Source organism: Neptuniibacter sp. CAU 1671 (assembly GCF_029222905.1).
Classification (GTDB): domain Bacteria; phylum Pseudomonadota; class Gammaproteobacteria; order Pseudomonadales; family Balneatricaceae; genus Neptuniibacter.
Map to the genome: position 1 here is coordinate 387,957 of NZ_JARHUE010000002.1, position 20,756 is coordinate 408,712.

At 51.9% G+C, this 20,756-nt stretch carries 17 protein-coding genes; 11 read left to right on the plus strand and 6 right to left on the minus strand.

The genetic code is table 11. From position 1 onward, the window contains the following. The first annotated feature begins 144 nt into the window (after positions 1–144). From P2G53_RS05815 to phbB, 6 genes are all read left to right on the plus strand, one after another. Positions 145–1,542 carry a DUF4856 domain-containing protein gene (locus P2G53_RS05815; protein ID WP_275815143.1) on the plus strand — a complete coding sequence of 466 codons (1,398 nt, stop codon included), beginning with the start codon at positions 145–147 and terminating at the stop codon, positions 1,540–1,542. 296 nt (positions 1,543–1,838) lie between these two features. Then, the gene (locus P2G53_RS05820; RefSeq protein ID WP_275815146.1) at positions 1,839–2,576 is read left to right on the plus strand and encodes a sterol desaturase family protein; all 738 of its coding nucleotides are present in this window, start codon (positions 1,839–1,841) and stop codon (positions 2,574–2,576) included. Positions 2,577–2,671: 95 nt separating this feature from the next. Then, on the plus strand, positions 2,672–3,721 hold the full coding sequence (locus P2G53_RS05825) for a Fe(3+) ABC transporter substrate-binding protein (RefSeq protein ID WP_275815149.1): 1,050 nt from the start codon (positions 2,672–2,674) through the stop codon (positions 3,719–3,721). Positions 3,722–3,819: 98 nt separating this feature from the next. Further along, positions 3,820–5,478: an iron ABC transporter permease gene (locus P2G53_RS05830; RefSeq protein WP_275815151.1), complete on the plus strand. Its 1,659-nt coding sequence runs from the start codon at positions 3,820–3,822 to the stop codon at positions 5,476–5,478. Positions 5,479–5,489: 11 nt separating this feature from the next. After that, positions 5,490–6,626, plus strand: a complete 1,137-nt coding sequence (locus P2G53_RS05835) for an ABC transporter ATP-binding protein (RefSeq protein WP_345799200.1) — start codon at positions 5,490–5,492, stop codon at positions 6,624–6,626. A gap of 158 nt (positions 6,627–6,784) precedes the next feature. Beyond that, entirely contained in the window at positions 6,785–7,534 is a 750-nt protein-coding gene (gene phbB, locus P2G53_RS05840) for an acetoacetyl-CoA reductase (RefSeq protein WP_275815156.1), read from the plus strand. 43 nt (positions 7,535–7,577) lie between these two features. Here phbB and P2G53_RS05845 read toward each other — a convergent pair whose 3' ends face one another. Both P2G53_RS05845 and P2G53_RS05850 read right to left on the minus strand, forming a co-directional pair. Continuing rightward, positions 7,578–10,388 (minus strand): DUF349 domain-containing protein, encoded by a 2,811-nt coding sequence (locus tag P2G53_RS05845; RefSeq protein WP_275815159.1) that lies wholly within the window; start codon positions 10,386–10,388, stop codon positions 7,578–7,580. Positions 10,389–10,550: 162 nt separating this feature from the next. Continuing rightward, a complete protein-coding gene (locus tag P2G53_RS05850) occupies positions 10,551–10,982 on the minus strand; it encodes a YchJ family protein (protein ID WP_275815162.1) in 432 nt (143 codons plus the stop codon). Positions 10,983–11,078: 96 nt separating this feature from the next. Between P2G53_RS05850 and sbcB the strand changes: the two genes are divergently transcribed. Then, positions 11,079–12,536: an exodeoxyribonuclease I gene (gene sbcB, locus P2G53_RS05855; RefSeq protein WP_275815165.1), complete on the plus strand. Its 1,458-nt coding sequence runs from the start codon at positions 11,079–11,081 to the stop codon at positions 12,534–12,536. Then, positions 12,533–12,985 (plus strand): hypothetical protein, encoded by a 453-nt coding sequence (locus tag P2G53_RS05860; protein ID WP_275815167.1) that lies wholly within the window; start codon positions 12,533–12,535, stop codon positions 12,983–12,985. The genes sbcB and P2G53_RS05860 overlap by 4 nt, the downstream gene beginning before the upstream one ends. On the opposite strand, the gene P2G53_RS05865 is transcribed toward P2G53_RS05860, so the two are convergent. After that, positions 12,982–15,819, minus strand: coding sequence for an insulinase family protein (locus P2G53_RS05865; RefSeq protein WP_275815170.1), 2,838 nt, complete (start codon positions 15,817–15,819; stop codon positions 12,982–12,984). The two genes, P2G53_RS05860 and P2G53_RS05865, sit on opposite strands and share 4 nt — an antisense overlap. A gap of 183 nt (positions 15,820–16,002) precedes the next feature. Between P2G53_RS05865 and P2G53_RS05870 the strand changes: the two genes are divergently transcribed. The 3 genes from P2G53_RS05870 to P2G53_RS05880 all read left to right on the plus strand — a co-directional run bounded on the left by P2G53_RS05870 (position 16,003) and on the right by P2G53_RS05880 (position 19,025). Then, on the plus strand, positions 16,003–16,386 hold the full coding sequence (locus tag P2G53_RS05870; protein ID WP_275815174.1) for a DUF6394 family protein: 384 nt from the start codon (positions 16,003–16,005) through the stop codon (positions 16,384–16,386). 7 nt (positions 16,387–16,393) lie between these two features. Beyond that, positions 16,394–18,106 carry a potassium channel protein gene (locus tag P2G53_RS05875; RefSeq protein ID WP_275815177.1) on the plus strand — a complete coding sequence of 571 codons (1,713 nt, stop codon included), beginning with the start codon at positions 16,394–16,396 and terminating at the stop codon, positions 18,104–18,106. Positions 18,107–18,173: 67 nt separating this feature from the next. Continuing rightward, positions 18,174–19,025 (plus strand): TIM44-like domain-containing protein, encoded by an 852-nt coding sequence (locus P2G53_RS05880; protein WP_275815180.1) that lies wholly within the window; start codon positions 18,174–18,176, stop codon positions 19,023–19,025. A 76-nt stretch (positions 19,026–19,101) separates the two neighbouring features. Here P2G53_RS05880 and yaaA read toward each other — a convergent pair whose 3' ends face one another. From yaaA to P2G53_RS05895, 3 genes are all read right to left on the minus strand, one after another. After that, complete coding sequence (yaaA, locus tag P2G53_RS05885) at positions 19,102–19,878, minus strand: peroxide stress protein YaaA (RefSeq protein ID WP_275815183.1); 777 nt, start codon at positions 19,876–19,878, stop codon at positions 19,102–19,104. A 94-nt stretch (positions 19,879–19,972) separates the two neighbouring features. Next, positions 19,973–20,206, minus strand: a complete 234-nt coding sequence (locus P2G53_RS05890; protein WP_275815186.1) for a DUF2789 domain-containing protein — start codon at positions 20,204–20,206, stop codon at positions 19,973–19,975. 85 nt (positions 20,207–20,291) lie between these two features. After that, positions 20,292–20,591, minus strand: a complete 300-nt coding sequence (locus P2G53_RS05895) for a hypothetical protein (protein ID WP_275815188.1) — start codon at positions 20,589–20,591, stop codon at positions 20,292–20,294. Positions 20,592–20,756: the final 165 nt, after the last annotated feature.

A 20,756-nucleotide genomic window follows, 5' to 3' on the forward strand; every position in this document is an offset into this window, starting at 1 on the left:
ATGCCGTTCTTATAAAAACCAATAAACATTGATCTATATCTAAATGATAATGTTTATCAGTAGTATTCAGTTTTTTGGAATGGTATATTCGCCACACTTAACCTTGCTCAGGCATTCCGATTATTTCAAAGAAGGTGATCTATTGTGAAACTCGCTACGCTCTCAGCTGCTATCTACATCAGTGTTGTCTCCAGTCAGGTTATGGCTGCTGATACCTATGCCGATTTTCCAATTACGCTGAAAAACTATGCAGGCGAGTCAACCAGTTCTGTGTCTTACAAGGGCCAGTCAGCGCGGCAGGTATTGCACACCTCACTGAAAAAGCTGGCTCAGAGCGGGGATGGCAGTAACGCCAAGGCGTTGGAATCCCTGATGATGGATTATTATGCGGGCGGTAAAACAGGCCTCGAAATCATTGCGCCACAGAGCAAGGAAGGTTTCCCTTTGCTGGAAACCGAAGTTGATCAACTCTCCAAAACCAATCTAACGGATAAAGCCTATAAAGGTCTGGTCGCGGGCTGGCCCGGCAACCTGACAGGTGATGAAGTGTTGCGCGCCATGCTGGAAAAAGCGGCGAACACCCCTGATGGTTATGATCGTCTGAATGGATATGACTACGCCCAGCTGGTATCAAAGTTCACCATGGGTGCCGTGTTTTATCATCAGGCCGTAGCGAACTATCTGGATAAAAAACTGGCTGCAGATGTGAAGCCGAATAATGAACCCTACAACAAGGGTGCAGCCTATACTGGCAAAGAGCATATCTGGGACGAAACTTTTGGTTACTTTGGTGCACCGGCAAATGCGCTGAATCTGACGGCTGATCAGGTGTATGCCATCGCTAAACAAAAACCTGAAGCACTGCAGTGGGCTGATGCCAACGGTGATGGAAAGGTTTCACTCTACAACGAAATGGCCTATGCCCATGCTGTTTATGCAGCTGGCTCGGATCGCGCCGGTAAAACGCAGTATCTGCATACGATTATGCGCGCGTTTCTGGATGGTCGTCAGCTGATTACTGACACTCAGGCCCAGGCACTTACAGCCGAGCAGCTTGCTGAACTTAAAGGTTATGCAGAGATCATCGCCAGCAACTGGGAAAAAGTCATTGCTGAAGCGGTCTTCAAATATGCGGGTGAAGTCTACGAAGATCTGGAAAAACTCAACCTTGTGATCGAAACCAATGGTGATGCCGGTAAGCTCTTCCGCAACTATGTAAAACATTGGGGTGAACTGAAAGGCTTTGCCCTGTCCCTGCAGACTGGTGGTAAAGATCTGGGTGCCACAGCAGTCCAGCTGAATCGTCTGATCGGTTTCGGTCCTGTATTGCTGGGTAATACCCAGGTGTCAGGTGTCAATGCCAAGGGTGAATACATTCAGTCTGAATCCGTGAGCCTGAAGGAATATATGCATAACATGCTGCAGGTACAGAAGTTGATGGTGGATCAATTTGCTGTCACAGCTCGGGAAGAGGATGTGCTGTCAGAACTGTCTGAACTTTCCGATAAGCTGGGTTCTGGTAAGAGCGCAGAAACTGACTGATTGGTGTTTGCTAACGTCCAATGAGCACTGAATTTGCAATGCTCGACCGGTTTGCTGATGAACTGGTGAGTGCTTTCACCAACCCCCAGAAACGTGTTTTCTGGGGGTATTTGTTTTCAGCATTTTTATTGGGCATTGGTTGGTTATGCTGGCAGCAAAAGCTGTCACTCAGTGGGGCATTCAAAGCCCTCTTTTCGTCTGATATATGGTGGTCTGTCTCAGCAAAGGCAGATTACAAAGTTTTTTTCATCAACCGGGTACTGATGTTGTTTCTGGCGCCCTGGTTGTTATCAAAAATGGCGCTCTCCGGCTGGCTTTTTTACAGTTTACATGACCTGATGGGGGGGCGGCCCAGTATCGGCCAGGACTTGCCAGCCGGGTTGATTATGCTCAGTTTTACACTGGTTTACTTTCTTCTGGATGATGCCAGTCGTTATGCGTTGCATCGCTGTTTGCATACAATTCCCTGCTTATGGGCATTCCATAAGGTACACCACAGTGCGACCTCGCTCACACCGATTACAGTATTCAGAATCCACCCGGTTGAATTGGTGCTTTTTAGTCTCCGCAGTACAGTGGTTCAGGCGATCTGCATCACGTTTTTTGTGTTTTTCTTTGGTGAAAAAGCCGACCTTGTAACGGTATTTGGCACCAGCTTTATTCTTTTCTGGTTCAATCTTGCTGGTTCTAATTTGCGGCATAGTCATGTGCCTGTGCGGTATGGCGTACGGCTGGAAAGATGGCTGATTTCTCCCGCCCAGCACCAGTTGCACCACTCAACGGATCCAAAACATTTTGATTGTAATTTTGGTGTTGTTTTAGCTGTCTGGGATCGAATTGGGCGCAGCCTGGTGGTTTCTCAGCGGAGGCAAGCGTTGACGTTCGGTATAAGCCGGCAGCATGCAGCAGCGACTCGGCATACGCTGTCTGAACTGTACTGGATACCAGTGGTTGAGAGTTTGCAGGTGCTAAAAAAGGGTGCGCAGAAGTATTTATCGAAATTGATTGGCGTGGCTAAAACCATCTACCAATGAGAACAATTATCATTTATACTGCCATTCTTACTTGTTGTATAAACTGACTCATTTTTAAGCAGGTCTAAGCCTGAGGTTGTTGGGGGAGTTGATTGATGAGACATGGTTTTATGGTTAAACACTGGTCCCGTATAGGCGTATTGGCTTTTGGTGCTTTAGGTTGTGCGCTGAGTGCAACGGTTTCTGCAGAAGAGGTGAATGTTTACTCTGCGCGTAAAGAAGCGCTGATCCAACCAATTCTGGAGCGTTTTACTGAGGAAACCGGGATCGAAGTTAACCTTATTACCGGTAAGGCGGATGCGTTGCTGAAACGTCTTGAAGTGGAAGGCGATGCCTCTCCGGCGGACCTGTTTGTTACCGTAGATGCTGGCCGCTTGCATCGTGCCAAGCAGGCCGGAGTATTGCAGCCGGTGACAAGCGATGTTCTGGCCAAACGGGTACCGGAAAACCTTAAAGATGCTGAAAATTACTGGTATGGCCTATCGCAGCGGGCGCGGACAATTTTTTATCGCAAAGAGACAGTGAATCCGGCAGATCTGAGTACCTATGAAGCGCTGGCCGACCCCCGGTGGAAAGGTAAAATCTGCATGCGCTCATCAAGCAATATATATAATCAGTCTTTGGTGGCTTCCTTGATTGAGGCTGATGGTATTGAGGTTACTGAAAACTGGGTCAAAGGCCTGGTTGCCAACTTTGCCCGTCCTCCTGCAGGCGGTGATACCGACCTCTTGCTGGCAGTGGCTGCGGGTGCCTGTGAGCTGACGCTGGCAAACACCTATTATTATGGCCGTTTACTGGGTTCCGATGATGCCAAGCAAACCGCTGCTGCAGCAAAGGTCGGTGTGTTCTGGCCCAATCAGGCTGAAGGTCAGCGTGGTGTGCACGTGAATGTCAGCGGTGCGGGTCTGACCCGTTATGCGCAGCATAAAGAATCGGCAATCAAGCTAATGGAATTTTTGGTCTCTGACGAAGCTCAGGCATGGTATGCAGAAACCAATAACGAGTATCCCGTGGTCGCAGGCGTTGAGCGTTCGGATGTGTTGAGTACACTGGGCACGTTCCGGGCAGATCCGATTGCACTGAATCGCTTAGGTGAGAATAACCGCGCCGCCGTTGAGCTGATGGACCGCGCTGGCTGGAAATAATCTTTCGCTTTTTTAACGATCATTTGATGCCCGCCATTGTGTGCGGGCTTTTCCGTTTTTAATATTGGCACCTTTGTGATAGGTGTTTGAGGATTGTAATGACAGAGTTAGTCAAACCACTGCCTTGGTGGTATCGAGTCGACTGGCTTGGCTTTAGCGCACTCTCTACGGCGCTCTTGCTGTCATTGCCGATCCTTGTGATTGCTGGATTCGTCTTCTCAGGCTCTGGTGATGTGTTTCAGCACCTGCTGGAAACCGTACTGATCGATTATGTTAGCAACTCTCTGTTGCTGATCTGGGGTGTGGGTATCGGCGTGCTGATGATTGGTGTGCCCACCGCCTGGCTGACCAGCGTCTGTGAATTCCCGGGTCGTCGTTTAGTTAGTTGGGCATTATTACTGCCTCTGGCGGTGCCTGCTTATATTATCGCTTACACCTACACCGGGTTACTTGATTTTGCAGGACCGGTACAAACGCTGATCAGAGATCTGACAGGATGGGGATATGGCGACTACTGGTTTTTTGAGGTCCGTAGCCTGACCGGTGCCATGCTGATGCTGACACTGGTGCTCTATCCTTATGTTTATCTGTTGAGTCGTGCGGCGTTTCTGGAGCAATCGACTAACACACTTGAGGTCAGTCGTACCCTTGGCTTAAGTAATGTGCAGGCGTTTTTTCGGGTGGCACTGCCTCTGGCCCGTCCCGCAATCATTGCGGGTTTGTCACTGGCACTGATGGAGACGCTGGCCGACTACGGTACTGTGCAGTACTTTGGCGTATCGACTTTCACCACAGGTATTTTCCGCACCTTTTACGGTTTTGGTGATGCCGCCGCCGCTTCGCAGCTGGCGGGATTCCTGTTGCTCTTTGTTGCTCTTCTGGTGGTGATGGAAAAGTACTCCCGGCGCAAGGTGCGTTACCACTCATCCGCTGAAACCAAAGCCAAAGCCAAGCGGCTCAAACTGCGGGGCTGGCAAGCGGTGATGGCGACACTGTTTTGTGCCGGCCCGATTTTGCTGGGTTTTATCATTCCAGCTTTACAGTTAGCCTGGTGGTCTTTTACTCAGGCCGAGATTGAAACGGCTGAATTTATTTCGCTGGCCTGGAACTCATTTTATCTTGCGCTGCTGGCGGCATTAATTGCGGTGAGTTTTGCGTTAGTACTGGCCTATGCTCGTCGCCTGAGCAGTCAGCCTCTGGTGAATGGTGCAGTAATGGTAGCGGGGATGGGTTATGCGTTACCGGGGACGATTATCGCAGTAGGGGTGATTATCCCGTTTGCCTGGCTCGATCACCGACTGATTGATATGGCACGCAACTGGCTGGGGGTTAATCCGGGACTGCTGTTATCAGGTACGTTGGTGGCGCTGCTGTTTGCATACACCGTGCGGTTTCTGGCGGTGTCGCTGGGTGCTGTTCAGAGCGGCCTGGATAAAATCAAACCCAGTCTGGATGGCGCTGCTCGGTCCCTTGGCTGTACACCACTGGAGGTGTTACGCAAAATCCATATTCCGTTGTTACGCAGTTCTGTTTTGACCGCCATGCTGATTGTGTTTGTGGATGTGCTTAAGGAGCTGCCAGCAACGCTTATTTTAAGGCCGTTCAACTTTAATACGCTGGCGGTGAGGGCGTTTGAACTGGCCTCTGACGAACGACTGGTGGATGCTGCGCCAGCATCCCTGCTTATCGTGCTGGTGGGGCTGGTCCCCGTAATTATGTTAAGCCGAACCATCAGCCGGGGTCGTGCCGGTAGCTGACAGGATTGATGATGAATTCAAAAGTGAACCCCGTATTGCAGCCGCAGCTAGAAGTTGAAGAGGTCACCATTACCTATGGTGATGTTGCTGTTGTACAGCAGGCGTCGCTGACCCTCAAAGCGGGTGAAATTGGTTGTCTGCTCGGTCCGAGTGGCTGTGGCAAAACCACATTGCTGCGTGCAATTGCCGGATTTGAGCCGCTGCAAAAAGGGCGAATCCGCATGCGGGGTCGGGTGTTGTCGACTGATTTTGCCCGGGTGCCCGTCGAGCAGCGTAATATCGGTATGGTGTTTCAGGATGTGGCGCTGTTTCCTCATCTGACCATCGCGCAGAATATCGCCTTTGGTATTCGTAACTGGCCGAAAGAAAAGCGGCTTAAGCGGGTAGAGGAACTGCTCAAACTGGTGGGTCTGCCGGATATCGGTCAGCGTTATCCTCATGCGTTGTCCGGGGGACAGCAGCAGCGAGTGGCACTGGCGCGGGCTCTGGCGCCCAAACCTCAGTTGTTATTGATGGATGAGCCTTTTTCCGGTCTTGATGCCAATCTGCGTGAGTCGCTGGTGCCTGAAGTTCGCCAGATCTTGCTGCGGGAAAAGATGTCGGCGTTGCTGGTGACCCACGATCAGATGGAAGCGTTTGCAATGGCAGACCAGATCGCTGTGATGCAGAATCACTGTATTCAGCAGTCTGGCACCCCCTTCAGTATCTACCATGAACCGCAAAACCGCTTTGTGGCGGATTTTGTGGGTATGGGTGAATTTCTGCGCGGTAAAGTAGAAGACGCTTATTCTGTGCGCACGGCGCTGGGTGTTCTACAGGGCGTCACTGAGCACGGTTTCCCAACGGGTGCGCCGGTTGAGGTGCTGATTCGTCCGGACGATATTCAGCACGCGGATGATGCTGAATACACCGCGACCATCACCCGGAAATGGTTCCGCGGTTCCCATTATCTCTATTATGTCAGGCTGCATTCAGGCGAAATCCTGCCTTGCATAACTTCCTGCCACCATGACCATGATGCCGGTGAACAGATTGGCTTACGTATCACACTGGATCATCTGGTGGTGCTGCCTTACTGTGACCCCGCTCAGGAGGTGTGCGAACTGCAGCCTACTGAGGTGACAGAGGCGGTTAGCCGTCCGGAATAACGTTTTTTCCGGCTGCACCTGACGTGTGACGGTGCACTTTCCACCTTAGTCATATGTTGCTCAGAGGCTGCCCGGATTATGATCATGGGTGACGATTAGAGCCATTCGAGGCTGCTGTGATTTGCAGCCTCCATAAACATAATGAATAGGGGATGCATATGAGCCAGAAGGTTGCACTGGTGACAGGTGGTACTGGCGGTTTGGGTACTGCAATTTGCCGTTCTTTGGCAGACAGTGGATTTAAAGTAGTCGCGGGCTATAACAGTGGTGGAAACCACGACAAGGCACTGGCATGGAAGGCAGAGCAGAAAGAGGACGGATATGACATCGAAGTCGCCTATGGTGATGTGACCGATGCTGAATCCTGTGCTGCCTGTATTAAAACCGTGGAAGAACTGACCGGCGGTAGCGTTGATGTACTGGTGAATAACGCTGGTATTACCCGTGATGGTCAGTTTAAAAAAATGAGCTGGGAACAGTGGGATGAAGTACTCTCGGCTAACCTGGACTCCATGTTCCATATGACCCGCCTGGTGATCAATCCAATGATTGATAAGGGCTGGGGCCGCATTATTAATATCTCTTCCGTAAATGCCCAGAAAGGTCAGTTTGGCCAGTGTAACTACTCGGCGGCAAAAGCGGGTATCCATGGTTTTACTAAAGCGCTGGCTCAGGAAGTTGCGCGTAAAGGCGTGACCGTAAACACGGTCTCTCCGGGTTATATCAAAACCGCAATGGTTGCCAAGATTGCTCAGGAGATTCAGGATCAGATCTGTTCCGGTATTCCTGTGGGTCGTTTCGGCACCCCAGAGGAAATTGGTCGTACCTGTGCGTTCCTGGTCGATGATCAGTCCGGTTATATCACCGGTGCTGACTTGTCGGTCAACGGCGGTCTGCACATGTCCTGAGGCAGTTGTTACTGCAAAAAAAAACCCGCATATGCGGGTTTTTTTATTCGTGGATGGCCAGCAGGCTATCACCTCCGACGGGTTCCAGCAGGGCATCAATATGCTGGTAGAAGCGCTGGTGCAGCGTTTCAAAATGATTGCAGAACGGCTGACAAAGCCATTCGTATTCAAGCGCCTGAACCGCAGCCAGTGAATAGCTGTCGGGTTGTTGCAGAGCCTGCTGTAACCGTTGTAACTGATACTCCATGCGTAACGGTTGATCCTCAGCGGGTGTGGGCTGCTGACAGAGAATCTCCATTCGGATGCAGAGTTCACGCAGCAGTGGGTCCTGTGCTGTCACAATTTCATCCAGCCGTTCCGGCTGTTCGATGAGCGTTAGCAGGGTGTTACGCCGTGCTAGCATGCCCGTCTGATAGAGTTCAGGTAGCTGGCTGAGATCCTGCCAGCCTGAAGTCAGAAGTTGATAGGCTGTATCGCTGTGTCCTTCCAGTAAGATGTCTTCGACCTGCTCACATAGTTGCGCATTCTCTTTCAGCGCGTTGAACGGCTCAGTCGCGAAAACCATCAGGGCGCGTTTCTGTGTCTGGATAAACTGCTGGGTTGTCGCAACGGCTTGCCGGAACTGTGTTGCTAATGCAGAGTTGGCCAGTGCTTTTTCGACACGGTTCAGGCTGGCTTCCATTTTAGAGAGGGGCAGCGGCAGCTCTTGCAGCGATTTTAATTGTTGCAGCAGTGCTTCTTCATCAACGGTTGTGACAGTACTGTTTTGCAGGGCGACAAAGATCTGATTGCAATTCTCGCGGAAAGCCTGCCACAACGGCTGCTCTGCTTTGCGTGGTGCGGGCCCAAGGTTTTTCCACTCCTGTTGCAGTTGTTTTGCGCTTTCGGCGGCTTGCTGCAGATTGCCCTGTTTCAGGAGCAGGGCACTTTGTTCAACCAATGACGCTTTGGCTGCCAGAATCGCCTGGCCCTGTTCATTGGTTTTTTCTTCCAGCGCTTTAGTCAGTTCATTAAACCGTTGTTGCAATGCTTTACCCGGTGCCCGGTCCACCGGACTCGCCTGACGCCAGCGATGTTTTGCTGAATGCAGGAGCTGGCGGGCAGCAGGTGCCGGGTCATCCAGCAACGCAGTCAGTTCATCACAAATCTGCTGACGCAGGATGAGATTGTTGCTGCGTATTTCTCGCTGTTCTGCAAAGAACTCACTGCAGGGGGCGTAGGCACGGTCGGCTGCTTTTTTAAAGCGTTTCCAGATCTGCTGGTCGTGCACCGGATCCTCAGCATCCAGCTGTTTCCATTGCTGTTGCAGCTCACGAATCCGGGTGGCCTGGGTTTCGGGATCCAGGCTGGAATCAATCAGGGCTTCCATCGACTGGCACAGGGCAACCTTCTTAGGTGTCACCGCAAACGCCTGCCAGTCCTGCTGTTCAGCAAGCGTGTCGGCTAACTGCTTCATGCGTTGCTCAAGTTGCGATGGAAGGCTGCCTATCTCTGTCAGAGCGCGCTCAGCTTTGAGCAGTTTTTTGCTGGCTTCGCGGCTTTGGCCGTTTTTGAGACTGATTTCAGCATCTGCGATCCGGTCTTCAAGGCGTTTCAGTTTTTCCTGTTGATCCTGACGGGCAGTCTGTTTTAACTGATCGGCATGTGCTATGGCCTTTTCCAGGCGCATGATCAATGGGGCAGGCGACAGTTGATCAGGCCAGGCCAGCTGTTTGAGCAGTTGTTTACTGCTGCGAACGGCTTTGTTGAGTTCAGTTCCCTCAGCACTTTCCAGTAATGCGATATGCTGCTCTATCGATGACTGTTGGTTTTGATAGCTATGCCAGGCGTTAAGGCACTGCTCCGTGATCTGTAGGCTGGTTTTAAGGCGCTGCTGAGCGCAGTTAATCGCTGCTGTCTGGTCTTTTATAAGTGCAAATTCAGCGGCCAGAAATTCGAGATTACTCGGTTTGATTTCAGCATCGCTGAGTCTGGCATTAAAGTCTTCCAGTTGCTCAAGCAGCTGCTGTTCCATCTGTGCCTGCTCGGCAACAGCCTGAGCCTGTGCTGCTTCAGCAGCAGCCAACTGTTCAGCATGATCAACTTGTGCCTGACATCTTTGTTGGGCCCGCAGATAGCGCACCTTTTCATCACTGCTGGCGCCTGCTTCCAGCAACGCCCACTCCTGCTGAAGTACCTGTAACTTGGCATTATAGAGATTGCTGTATTCACTTTCCGCCAGTTGAGTCAACTGGGCCAGCAAGTCCTCGCGGGAAGCGGCATCCTGTTGTTGCTGTTTGACGGTATCTTTTAATAACTGCAGTTTGTCCCGGCTGATCTGGAAGACTTTTTTATCGTGGTTGCGGGCATGTTTGTTGAGTTGCTCCAGCAGGTCCGGGCAGTTTATTTTTTCTGTGGCCTGAATGCGCAGGCCGGAACGCGAAGACTGACGGGCGATGGTAAACAGGTGTTGATCGGAGCGAAGCTGAGTCAACGCTTCAGTCGCCAATGTCATTTCGGACGTGTTCAGCGCGATATGGCAGAGCAGGTCACAATCCTGTATCTGCGCCACGGCTTCAAGGCGCAGCTCTCTGGATTGCTCAGCGGAGGGCTTGAGGAGCAACTGACTGATGCGATGCAGTGCCTGCTGTCTTACGCTGTCGACGCTCTCGCGCCGGCTGATTTTCAGCAGGACTGGGAGTGTTGAGAGCTTCTCAGTCGCGGCAAGCCGAACCTGTTCATCAAGATCCTGCAGGGCCAGTTGGCCAAGAATCTCCTGATGGGCATCAGTTTTGGCATTAAGCTTCGCAACTGCTTTCAGTCTTACAGCAGGTTTTGCATGTTGCCACTTGGGTTTGAAAAATCGTGCCAGCATATCGTCCTTAGGTTTGGCCAGATCCAAATCTAATGTCTGGCCAAAATCTCCCCGTGGGGTTGGCTATTCTAACCCAGAATAAGAATCGTAACAGGGTTGACTTTCTGTCTGAGCAAAAAGTCAGGCGTGAATATGCTGCGAAAGATGGAGACTGATAAGGCGTTAATTTGTCAGGCGGACTTCAACATCGCCATCAACGTAAAACCATTGCTCGGCTTCACGGCGAAAACGTGATGTTTCATGCAGCACGCCGGACTCATCGCCCGCCGTAAACTCAGCTTCAAACTCAACCACCCCGGTTGTATCTTCGGGTGATCCCGCTTGAGTTGAGAGTACCTGAAGCCCCTTCCATACCGTTGCCTTGGTCTGTTCGTTGAGTACCGCGGCATCATCGGGTCTGCGCATTTCAGGGGCGGTGGTATCGATCAGATAATCGATCGCGCCCAGACTGAAGGCGGTATAACGCGATCTCATCAGTGCCTCTGCGGTAGGTGCAGGTTTTTCGCCCACCAGTAACTGCTCACAGCAGAGGGTGTATGGCTGAGTTGAACCGCAGGGGCAGGCTTTGCAAACGGCTTCCTGGTCATGCAACATGGGCAAATCCTCGGCTAAGGCTGAATCCAAGATCATGCGTTGAGCGGATAGACTAAAGTATAGCGCTCAATGCCCTGTAGAGTGTAAGGATAATGCATGGCGACCGCGCCTTTAACTTTTTTTTGGCATGATTACGAAACATTCGGCATCGATCCGAAGCGTGACTGGCCTGTGCAGTTTGCCGGTGTGCGTACCGATGCAGATCTGAATGTGATTGAAGAGCCGGTGATGCTCTACTGTCGCCCCTCCGAGGATCAGTTGCCACATCCGGAATCCTGTCTGATTACCGGGATTACCCCACAACATGCCCTGCGTGAAGGCGTGACGGAGGCTGAGTTCATTGCGCGTATTCATGCTGAACTGGCTCGCCCGGGTACCTGTGGTGTGGGTTATAACAGCCTGCGGTTTGATGATGAAGTGACCCGTTTTACCCTCTACCGTAACTTTTATGATCCCTATGCCCGTGAGTGGCAGAATGGCTGTTCTCGCTGGGATATTATCGATATGTTGCGACTGACCCGGGCGTTGCGGCCAGAGGGCATTAACTGGCCGTTGAATGCCGAGGGCATCCCCAGTCTGCGACTGGAAGATCTGACTGTGGCCAACGGTATTGAGCATGGTCATGCCCATGATGCTTTGTCGGATGTGTATGCCACGCTGGAAATGGCAAAGCTGGTGGCACGGGTACAACCCAAGTTGTATCAGTTTGTGCTGGCTAACCGCAGCAAACAGAAAGTGCAGGAGCAACTCGATACGCTGCGGCACAAACCCGTATTACATATCTCTTCACGTTATCCGATAGAGCAGGGTAATGCGGCGATTGTGGCCCCCCTAGGGCAGCACCCGGTGAACAAAAACGCAGTGCCGGTGTGGGACCTGCGTTACGATCCCACGCCGCTGATGACATTGCCGGTGGCAGAGCTAAGGCAGTTACTCTATACCCGTCGGGATGAGTTACCCGAAGATGCGCCACGCATCGCTCTCAAGTTGGTACACAGTAATAAATGTCCGATCATCGCGCCGGCCGGTATGCTGACACAGGCAGAAGCGGCTCGACTGGGGATTGATGGGGATGTTTGCCGCACCCACCTGCAGATGATCCGCGGTTTTGAGGGTTTGCAGCAACGCCTGACCGAGCTATACAGCGATGAGGGATTTGAAACACCCCATGATCCGGACCTGATGCTCTATAGTGGAGGTTTTTTCAGCCCCGCCGATAAACAGGCTATGGATCAGGTGCGCCAGGCAACGCCGGATAAACTCGCTGAGCTGCAACCCGCTTTTCAGGATCCTCGTCTTTCAGAGATGTTATTGCGCTACAAGGCAAGAAACTTTCCAGCCATTTTGTCCGATGAGGAGCGAATCTGTTGGGAGGCGTATCGCCGGGATAAACTGATTAAAGGTCAGGATGGGCATCTGAGTATGGCGCAGTTTACTGAGCGTCTGAATGTGCTGTATCAGGCAGCGGAGACGACGGCTCAGCAGCGTGAAATTCTGGAGGAATTGGCGCTGTATGCAGAGTCAATCTACCCCTATGAAGAGATGCACGAGTGATGAAAATCGTTGGCGCCTGTGTTTGCCTTTGGCTTCTGGCCAGTCTGACACTGGCGGCAGAAGCAGCACTGGAGGATGAGGTCATCCCCTACAGCGTCACCCGGGATACTGCCAGCAGTCAGGAGTGGGAGGCGGGTGCTGACGTCTACGAGAAACTGGGTCGGGAAGGTTTTGACCGGGAACCCATGGTAGAGATTAAACCGCGTAATAACCCCAGTAATTTGCCAGATCCAACCGTCACTCCCTACTCTGAGCCAGTGCCAGTCGTGATAGATTTGAAGGCCGCGATAGCTCCACCAGAGAAACGTATCAAAACGGCTAAACCGGTACCCGCTGAAGACCGGGTTTATTACCGCATCCGCGATGCAGACCGCCGCGGGCGCTGTTTTCTGCTGGCGAAGGACTGTGAGTTTCTGGCACAGCCCTCCGAAGCTGATAATCAGAATTAATCTGTGTCCTTGACGAATATCCCCGCGTTGCGACGTGACTGCATGCTCTGACTGGCCTGATTGCCAGCACCATCAGGCGGTATCTCCTGCTGCCCAAAACTTTGAACCAACAGGGTACGGCTGCGCAGTGTCGTCAGTGCCTGTTGCAGGGCCTGGGGCGTGAGTCCCTCCACTTCTGCTGCCAGGGCTTCGCGTCGATCAAATTCCGCTTCACTCAGATCAAGTTCACGCCAGTAACGCTGGCTGCGTTCCGCCAGTGTGTTTTCCTGTTGCAGAATCCGGCTGCGCACACTGGCTTTGAAGGCTTTCAGCTCATCATTCGACAGTGTGCCGAGGGCGCTCTGCCAATGCTCGAGAAATGCATCGATGCTCTGCACCAGTTTGGTCGGGCCAGTATTGGGTGATTGAACGATAAACCCGATCCCGGCGCTGTCGCGCAGTTGCAATGGTGTGGCGAAAACAATGTAACCAAACTGCTTTTCTGTCCGTAATTCGGAATAGAAAGGTGCCGACAAAATCTCATTCAGCAGCACGACCCGCGCCCTCGACTGCACGCTTAGATCGGGTGCCTGCAGATACAGTGAAACGGCTGCATCATTGTGATCGATCTGTAGGGTTTCAGTCAGTCGCTCCTCTGTCGGAACCTGCACAATCTGAGGTGACTCAATGGAGATGGCCTGTTCCGGTAGCCTGATAGCCTGCTGCAGAGTCGACGCATACTGTTTCGCATCCTCAGGCGTTACATTGCCATGAGCGAGGATTCGAATTTGTGGCTGTGCAAACAGTTGGGGAATAAAGGCCTCAATGTCTTCTGCCTTAAGTTCTGCCAGCACCTTCAGTTGGGTCTCCGTTGGCCATTGCGGTAACAGCATTTCAATCAGACGGCTATTGGTCTGGTTGTATGGTTTGTCTTTGCGTCGGTTTTCAAGCTGTTGCTGCATCTGCCGCTTTAGCCGGGCAAACCGCTCAGGATCGATCTGGTTCCGGGTCAGTTCCGTTGCCAGTGTATTCAGCAGCAGACCTAATTTATCGTTGTAGCCCGTCAGACGCACTGAAAAGCCAGTCAGGTGGGGATAAATCTCGGTGCTCAGGCCAGCCAGCAGCGCGTCGTAGAGCGTTTCATTCAGCCTGTCACTGAGCAGCTCAGTATAAAGTGTGGTTTTTAGCCAGTTCTCAACGGAGGCATTGGCAACGGGGCTTTTGACTGAAAAATAGAGATTGGCTTTGGGCAGGCGGAAATCGGCGTCCAGCTGATACCAGAGGTCCAGATTTGGCTCGCTGAGAATACGTTCAGGCTGAGAGCTGGCCAGTGCAGCGGGTTTCAGACTCAGGTCAGTCGCAACATAGGGGTTGATCGGGCGAATGCTCAGCTCTGCTGCGATACCCGGCTCTGCATAGGTTTCAATCTCGGTTTGGGAGACCGGTCTGAGCTTGTATGGGGTTTGGTAGTGGGCTTCGACCTGATCGGTTTTGATATCTGGCGCGCTGAGTGTCAGCAACATATTGTCGGGGCGAATATAGGAGAGGAAATGCTCGATTTGCTGGGCATCAAACTGCTCAAAGCGGTAATTGGCGCTGATCACCTCGTCAGCCGGATAACGTTGCAGCTGTTGCGCCAGGCGGCTGACTTCGTGGATTGGTTCACCGTTTTCACGGAACTGAAAAGCGATCTGGCTCAGCTGACGCATTTCGTCGTACAGCGCTGCCTGAACACCCTGTTTATTCATCAGCTCGATGTAATCAAAAAACAGTTGAACGACCTCTTTGCGGTGTGAAAACCCTGAAGGGGTCAGTTCTATCATGGTTATGAATGAGGCTTGATGAGGCAGATCATGACCGGGGGAGGCGGCCAGACTGGTGGCCCAGCCCTGTTGCTTCAACAGTGATAACAGGCTGCCATCACCTTCATAGCCAATCAGGTCGCTGATGTAACTCAGGGGCTTCTGTCGCCAGAGACTGCGGGTTTCGGGCATCGGGAAGGTCAGAGTCATTCCCTGTACTTCTTTCAGGGTCTTAACATTCAGCTGAGCAGGCAGTTGGTCAGGACGAAACAGGGGAACCGTCTCATCCAGTGCCGGCAGTTCACGGTTGGGTACTGCACTGAATTTACTGCGTACCATCTGTTCCAGTGTATCCAGCGGTTCTTTGCCCAGTACCACCAGCGCCATGCGATTGGCGGAATAATGAGTCTGATAAAAGTCGATCAGGTCATCCCGTACCGCATCGCCCGGACGGTCTGCCAGGGTTTCCAGACTGCCCACACTGAACTGACTGTAGCTGTGCTCTGGATTCAGTGCTTTTTTGCCTGCGGCATAGACCCGTCGGCCATCATCACGGATTTTGGCCTGATATTCTGAGTCGACGGCATGACGTTCCCGATCTACATAGGTGGCGTTAAACAACGGCGCGATAAAAAACTGCGCAAAACGGTCCAGCGCTGGTTCCAGCGACGGGGCTTTTACATCAAAAAAGTAATTGGTGTTTTCCTGGGCAGTAAACGCGTTATGGCTGCCGCCATTGGCCTGAATAAACGCCTGATACTCATCGGCCGTGGGGTATTTCTCTGTCCCCAGGAACAGCATGTGCTCAAGGAAGTGTGCCAGCCCGGCGCGGTCCCGAGGATTGGCTGAAGAGCCCACTTCAACATCCATTGAGGCTGCCGCTTTGTCTGTGGACGGGTCAGAGATGAGCAATACCTTCAGCGCGTTGTCCAGCGTAAGGGCTTTATACTGCCGGGTATCGTTGGGGCTTTTTTGCACTTCGGCGAAAACCGGGTGTGCCAGCATAACCAGCAGAAACAACACCCATACATAGCGGTCAGCGCGTAATAACATCTTTGTCTTTCCCTTGCGGCGGCGAATCAATCGACATTTTGTGACCGGAGAATAGCCCTGCAGTTCCCGGCTGGGAAGTTTTAAAACGTCGGTAAGTAGCGGATTTTACTGCGTTGGATCAGTCGCTTAGCCGATGAGGATGCTACAATCGCTTAAACTGATGTCATTTGGGGAACGCAAAGGATGAACAGAGAGAAGGTCATTTTCGCCTTTTTTATTGTATTGGCTATGACGCTCAACTTTGGATTCTATTCCGGGGATATTGATAACCCGGACCACCACAATGTGTATGAATTCTTTTTTGCGATCGTGGTTAGCATGATCTGCACAGTATTGAAGTTTGGAGACCGGTCTCATCTGGGGGCTTTGATGCTGGCAACCTCGCTGGTGGCGGATCTGCAATTAGTGATTGCGGCCTGCATCTGGGGTTACGCAGAACAGGTCAGTGGTGCGGGTATGAATGCGGCCAATATGTCGAGTGTGGTATCGCTCAGCGCGGGTGCTTTGCTGGCTAACTTTGTCTCAGTGATTTTGCTGGTACTTGAAACCGCCATGCTACGGCGTTAACCAAGCCATGAAAAACGTTATCTATCTGTTTTTAAGAAGACTCAGAGCGCCACTGATCACGCTGATTGTGGTCTATGCCATCTCGATACTGGGGTTTGTGCTGATCCCGGGTCGGGATACAGCAGGCCAGCCTTTTCAGATGGATTTCTTTCATGCGTTTTATTTTGTCTCCTTTATGGGATCGACCATCGGCTTCGGTGAAATCCCCTATGAATTTACCGCAGCACAGCGGTTATGGACGCTGGTATCAATCTACGCCACGGTGATTGCCTGGCTTTATGGCATTGGTTCTTCGCTGGCGCTGTTGCAGGAGCCGATGTTCGGTCGACTGTTGCGCCGGCGAAGTTTTGCCCGCGCTGTCCTCCAGTTGAATGAACCGTTCTATCTGATCTGTGGTTACGGTGTGACCGGCAGTGTGTTGGTTAAGCAGCTGCTGCGCAGAGATATTCAGGTAGTGGTACTGGATGTGAACAGCGAGCGTATTGATGCACTGGAGATGGATGATCTGCCAATGACGGTACCGGCGCTTGCGGCTGATGCTTCTCTGCCGGATGTATTGGATGATGCTGGCTTGCAGCATCCTCACTGTATCGGTGTGATGGCGCTGACCAACCGCGATCAGGTCAACCTGTCGATTGCCATTGCCAGTAAACTGCTCTGTCCGGAGCGAATGGTGATCAGTCGAACGGAATCAGATGCAACCCGGGATAATCTGCACTCCTTTGGCACCGATATGGTGGTTGATCCCTACCGAACCTATGCCGAATACCTCTCGCTGGCGGCGCATGCCCCCTACCTGCATCTGGTCTATGACTGGATTCATAACCCCTTCCACCGGCCGATCTCCAGTGTGTATCAGCGCACACGGGGGCGCTGGATCATCTGTGGTTATGGCCGGTTTGGTTCCGCCCTGTATCGGGCGTTTGATGAGAGTGATGTGGCGCTGACTGTGGTGGATGTGGATGCCCGTCAATTGAGGGATATTCCCCATGCGGTTGAAGGGGTGGGGACGCAGGCTGATACGCTGCTTCAAGCCGGGGTGAATGATGCTGTAGGCATCGTGGCTGCTACGGGTAATGATGCAGATAACTTGTCAATCATTATGACCGCGCGCGAGCTAAACCCGCAGTTGCTGACGGTTGTCAGGCAAAATATCCACGAGAACAATTTGGTATTCCGTAATTCTGGTGCTGATTTTGTCATGGAACCCGGGCGGATTATTGCCAACCGTATCCTGGCCCATGTTAAATCACCGCTGTTACCTCAGTTTATCGAGCTCATGCTTGAGCAGCATGATGATGACTGGGCGCGTGAGCTTATCCAGCGCATGAACGGTGTGATTGGTGCTGAGCAGTTGGACTGCTGGTCGGTCTCTGTGTCTCCTCGGACGGCACCTGCACTGGCGCAGGTACTGGAAGAAGGGAGTGCTTTCACGCTGGAACATCTGCTGCTTAACCCCCATGACCGCACCCAGAAACTGTCGGCCTTTGCTATTTTGCTGCAGAGGGATCAGCAGTTCAGATTATTGCCGGATAAAAATACTGAACTTCAGTCTGGCGATGAAATTCTGCTCTGCGGCTTAAATAAAGCGTTTGTGCAGATGAAGTGGAGCCTGAACAATTACAATGTCATTCAGTATCTGATGACCGGGGATGAATCGAGTCAGACGGTTTTATCCGCTTTATTGAAGCGGTTTGCGGGTCAATCAGAGTCAAGATGAACCATAAGTGATGCCTGCTCGTAGAGAACGCTATACACTAGCGGCGTCTGCTAACAGGAGTTCATTTATGCGTTTGGTGTTGGGTTTTTTTGCGTGCCTTTTCTTGTCTTTGCCGTTGGCTGAACCTGCAGAGGCAAAACGTTTTGGCGGCGGTGGTTTTGTCGGTAAATCGTATTCTGTTCCTACCAAACCTAAACCTGCTCCCACTCAGCAGACAGTTCCGGCCGATCAAAAAACACAACCCGCGGCACCTGTCCGCTCTGGTATGGGTGGACTGATGACCGGACTCCTGGCAGGAGGTCTCTTCGGTGCTTTGCTGTTTGGCGGCGCCTTTGAGGGTCTCCAGCTGATGGATCTGATTCTGCTGGCGGGCCTTATCTACCTCATTTACCGGCTCTTTTTTGCGGGTAAACAACCGTCAGCTGCGGCGTCTACTTCGGCCGGAACACAGTATAAAGTCCCACTCGAACCGGTTGCTGAGTCTGCTCAGCCGCAACCCGAGAGTGCGTCCGAAGGCAGCCAGTGGAGCGTGGCATCGAATGACCTGACGCTGCCGCAGTGGCTGGATAAAGAAACCTTCCTGACCGGCGCCCGGAATCATTTCATTCGTCTGCAGGCCGCCTGGGACACGTCTGACTGGGAAGCAATTCGCAGTTATTGCACTGATTCATTATTTAATGAACTGCAAGAGTCGCGCAGTCATCTTCCTGCGGAGCAGGTCACAGTAGTAGTCTCTGTTATGGCAGATATTGTGCGCTGCGTTGAACAGCCGGATAAAGTAATGATCAGCGTGCACTTTTATGGCTGGCTGCGGGAAGATGGCACAAACACCGTTGAATTCACAGAGCTATGGCATCTCAGCCGAGACATGACTTTGGACAATGCTGACTGGCTGATTGAAGGCATCGAGCAGCACTGATTTTAAGTGCTGACTCTGCCTTTATGTTTGGCTGTTTTTCGATATCAGGTGCCTAGGTATGGGCACCTGATAGAGATTACTCCGCGTGATCGCGCAGAAATACCCATTCATCGCCCTGACTTTCTTCAGGCGAAAACCGATAACCTTCCAGATCGAAGTTTTTAATCTGTTCAGGATCTTCCAGACGGTTCTGGATGATAAACCGGCTCATCAGGCCGCGGGCTTTTTTGGCGTAAAAACTGATCATCTTGTACTGGCCGTTTTTCCAGTCCCTGAACTGGGGCGTAATGATACGGGCCTTGATCTGCTTGCTTTTGACGGCTTTGAAATACTCGTTTGAGGCCAGATTGATCAATACGGGCTTGGCTGATGCGTTGAGTTCATCGTTAAGCCGTTGGCACAGGGTGAGATTCCAGAACTGATAAAGGTCTTTTCCGCCGGGGTTTTCAAGCTTGGTGCCCATCTCCAGTCGGTAGGGTTGAATCAGATCAAGCGGTTGCAGCACACCATACAGGCCTGACAGGATGCGAAGGTGTTGCTGGGCATAGCTGAGGTCATCAGCAGACAGCGTTTCGGCATCCAGTCCGGTGTACACATCTCCCTTGAAAGCCAGCACTGCCTGTTTGGCATTCTCGAGCGTGAAGGGTGGTTGCCATGAGTTAAAACGGGCCACATTCAGACTGGCGAGTTTGTCGCTTAACTTCATCAGGCTGGCGACATCCTGGACTGACAGCGTCTGCAGCGTATCAATCAAGGTGTTTGACTGCTCTAAATAGGCCGGTTGAGAAAACTGTTCTGTGATGGGCGGTGTTTCAAAATCCAGAGTTTTAGCAGGGGAGATTACAATCAGCATAGGGCACCGTCTGTCCGTGTTTTCTTCAGACAGAGCATCATACCCTCAACGCCGGGGGCAACAAAAGCCATCCGAAGATGGCTCTGGGGATTGTTTACACTCTCAGCTGAGCATCGAGCTCATCTACCACTTCAGCCCAGTCACCATCTTCGTTGATTGATTCACGCAAAAAGGCAGACTGAGAGTCACTCCAGAAGGTTGCGTCCGCCAGAGGTGTATGCGCATCCAGAGTGCGGTGAGCCTCAATAAAGCGGGTAATGTCCTTATGGCTACTGGGAAGGCCTAATTGTTGAAACAAGGCCGAAAATGAATGTTCAGACGTGTACATGCTAACCTCCTTGCAGACGCTGCGCAGAACATCTGCTGCAGCGTTCTTTAAGTGTTGGCCAGCAATCTGTTGCTGTCAAAAAGGCTTATTCAGTCAGGGACTGTTGCTGACGAGTATTGCGGCGCTTTTGCAGCAATGCATGTGCCGTAACACAGATTGCGGTGCCAATCGCGACCAGCAGTGCCGGGATCAGCGTGTTATCAAAGCTACCGCCGAATTTGATGACTGCTGCACTGAACATGAATCCGCCAAACAGGCAGAGAATCGCGTGTGCCAGTGCTGTGATCAAAACGCTAAGGTGCCAGCCTGGCAGGGTGAGCAGGTACCAGACAGCTGCGGCAATCAGCGAAGCAAAGGTAATCAGGGAAGGAAGTAACGCATCCATCAGTCTCAATCCATTTTTTTAACGTTATTCTGTGGTGTTGATCCAGAAGTTTTCCTAGCTTTCTACCATGGCCGGGCAGGGCATGGAAGCCCTGCACAGGAGCACAGGATTTAGGGTATGATAGCCGCCACAAATTCGGCATGTTGTTCAGTGAGCCACAGAGAA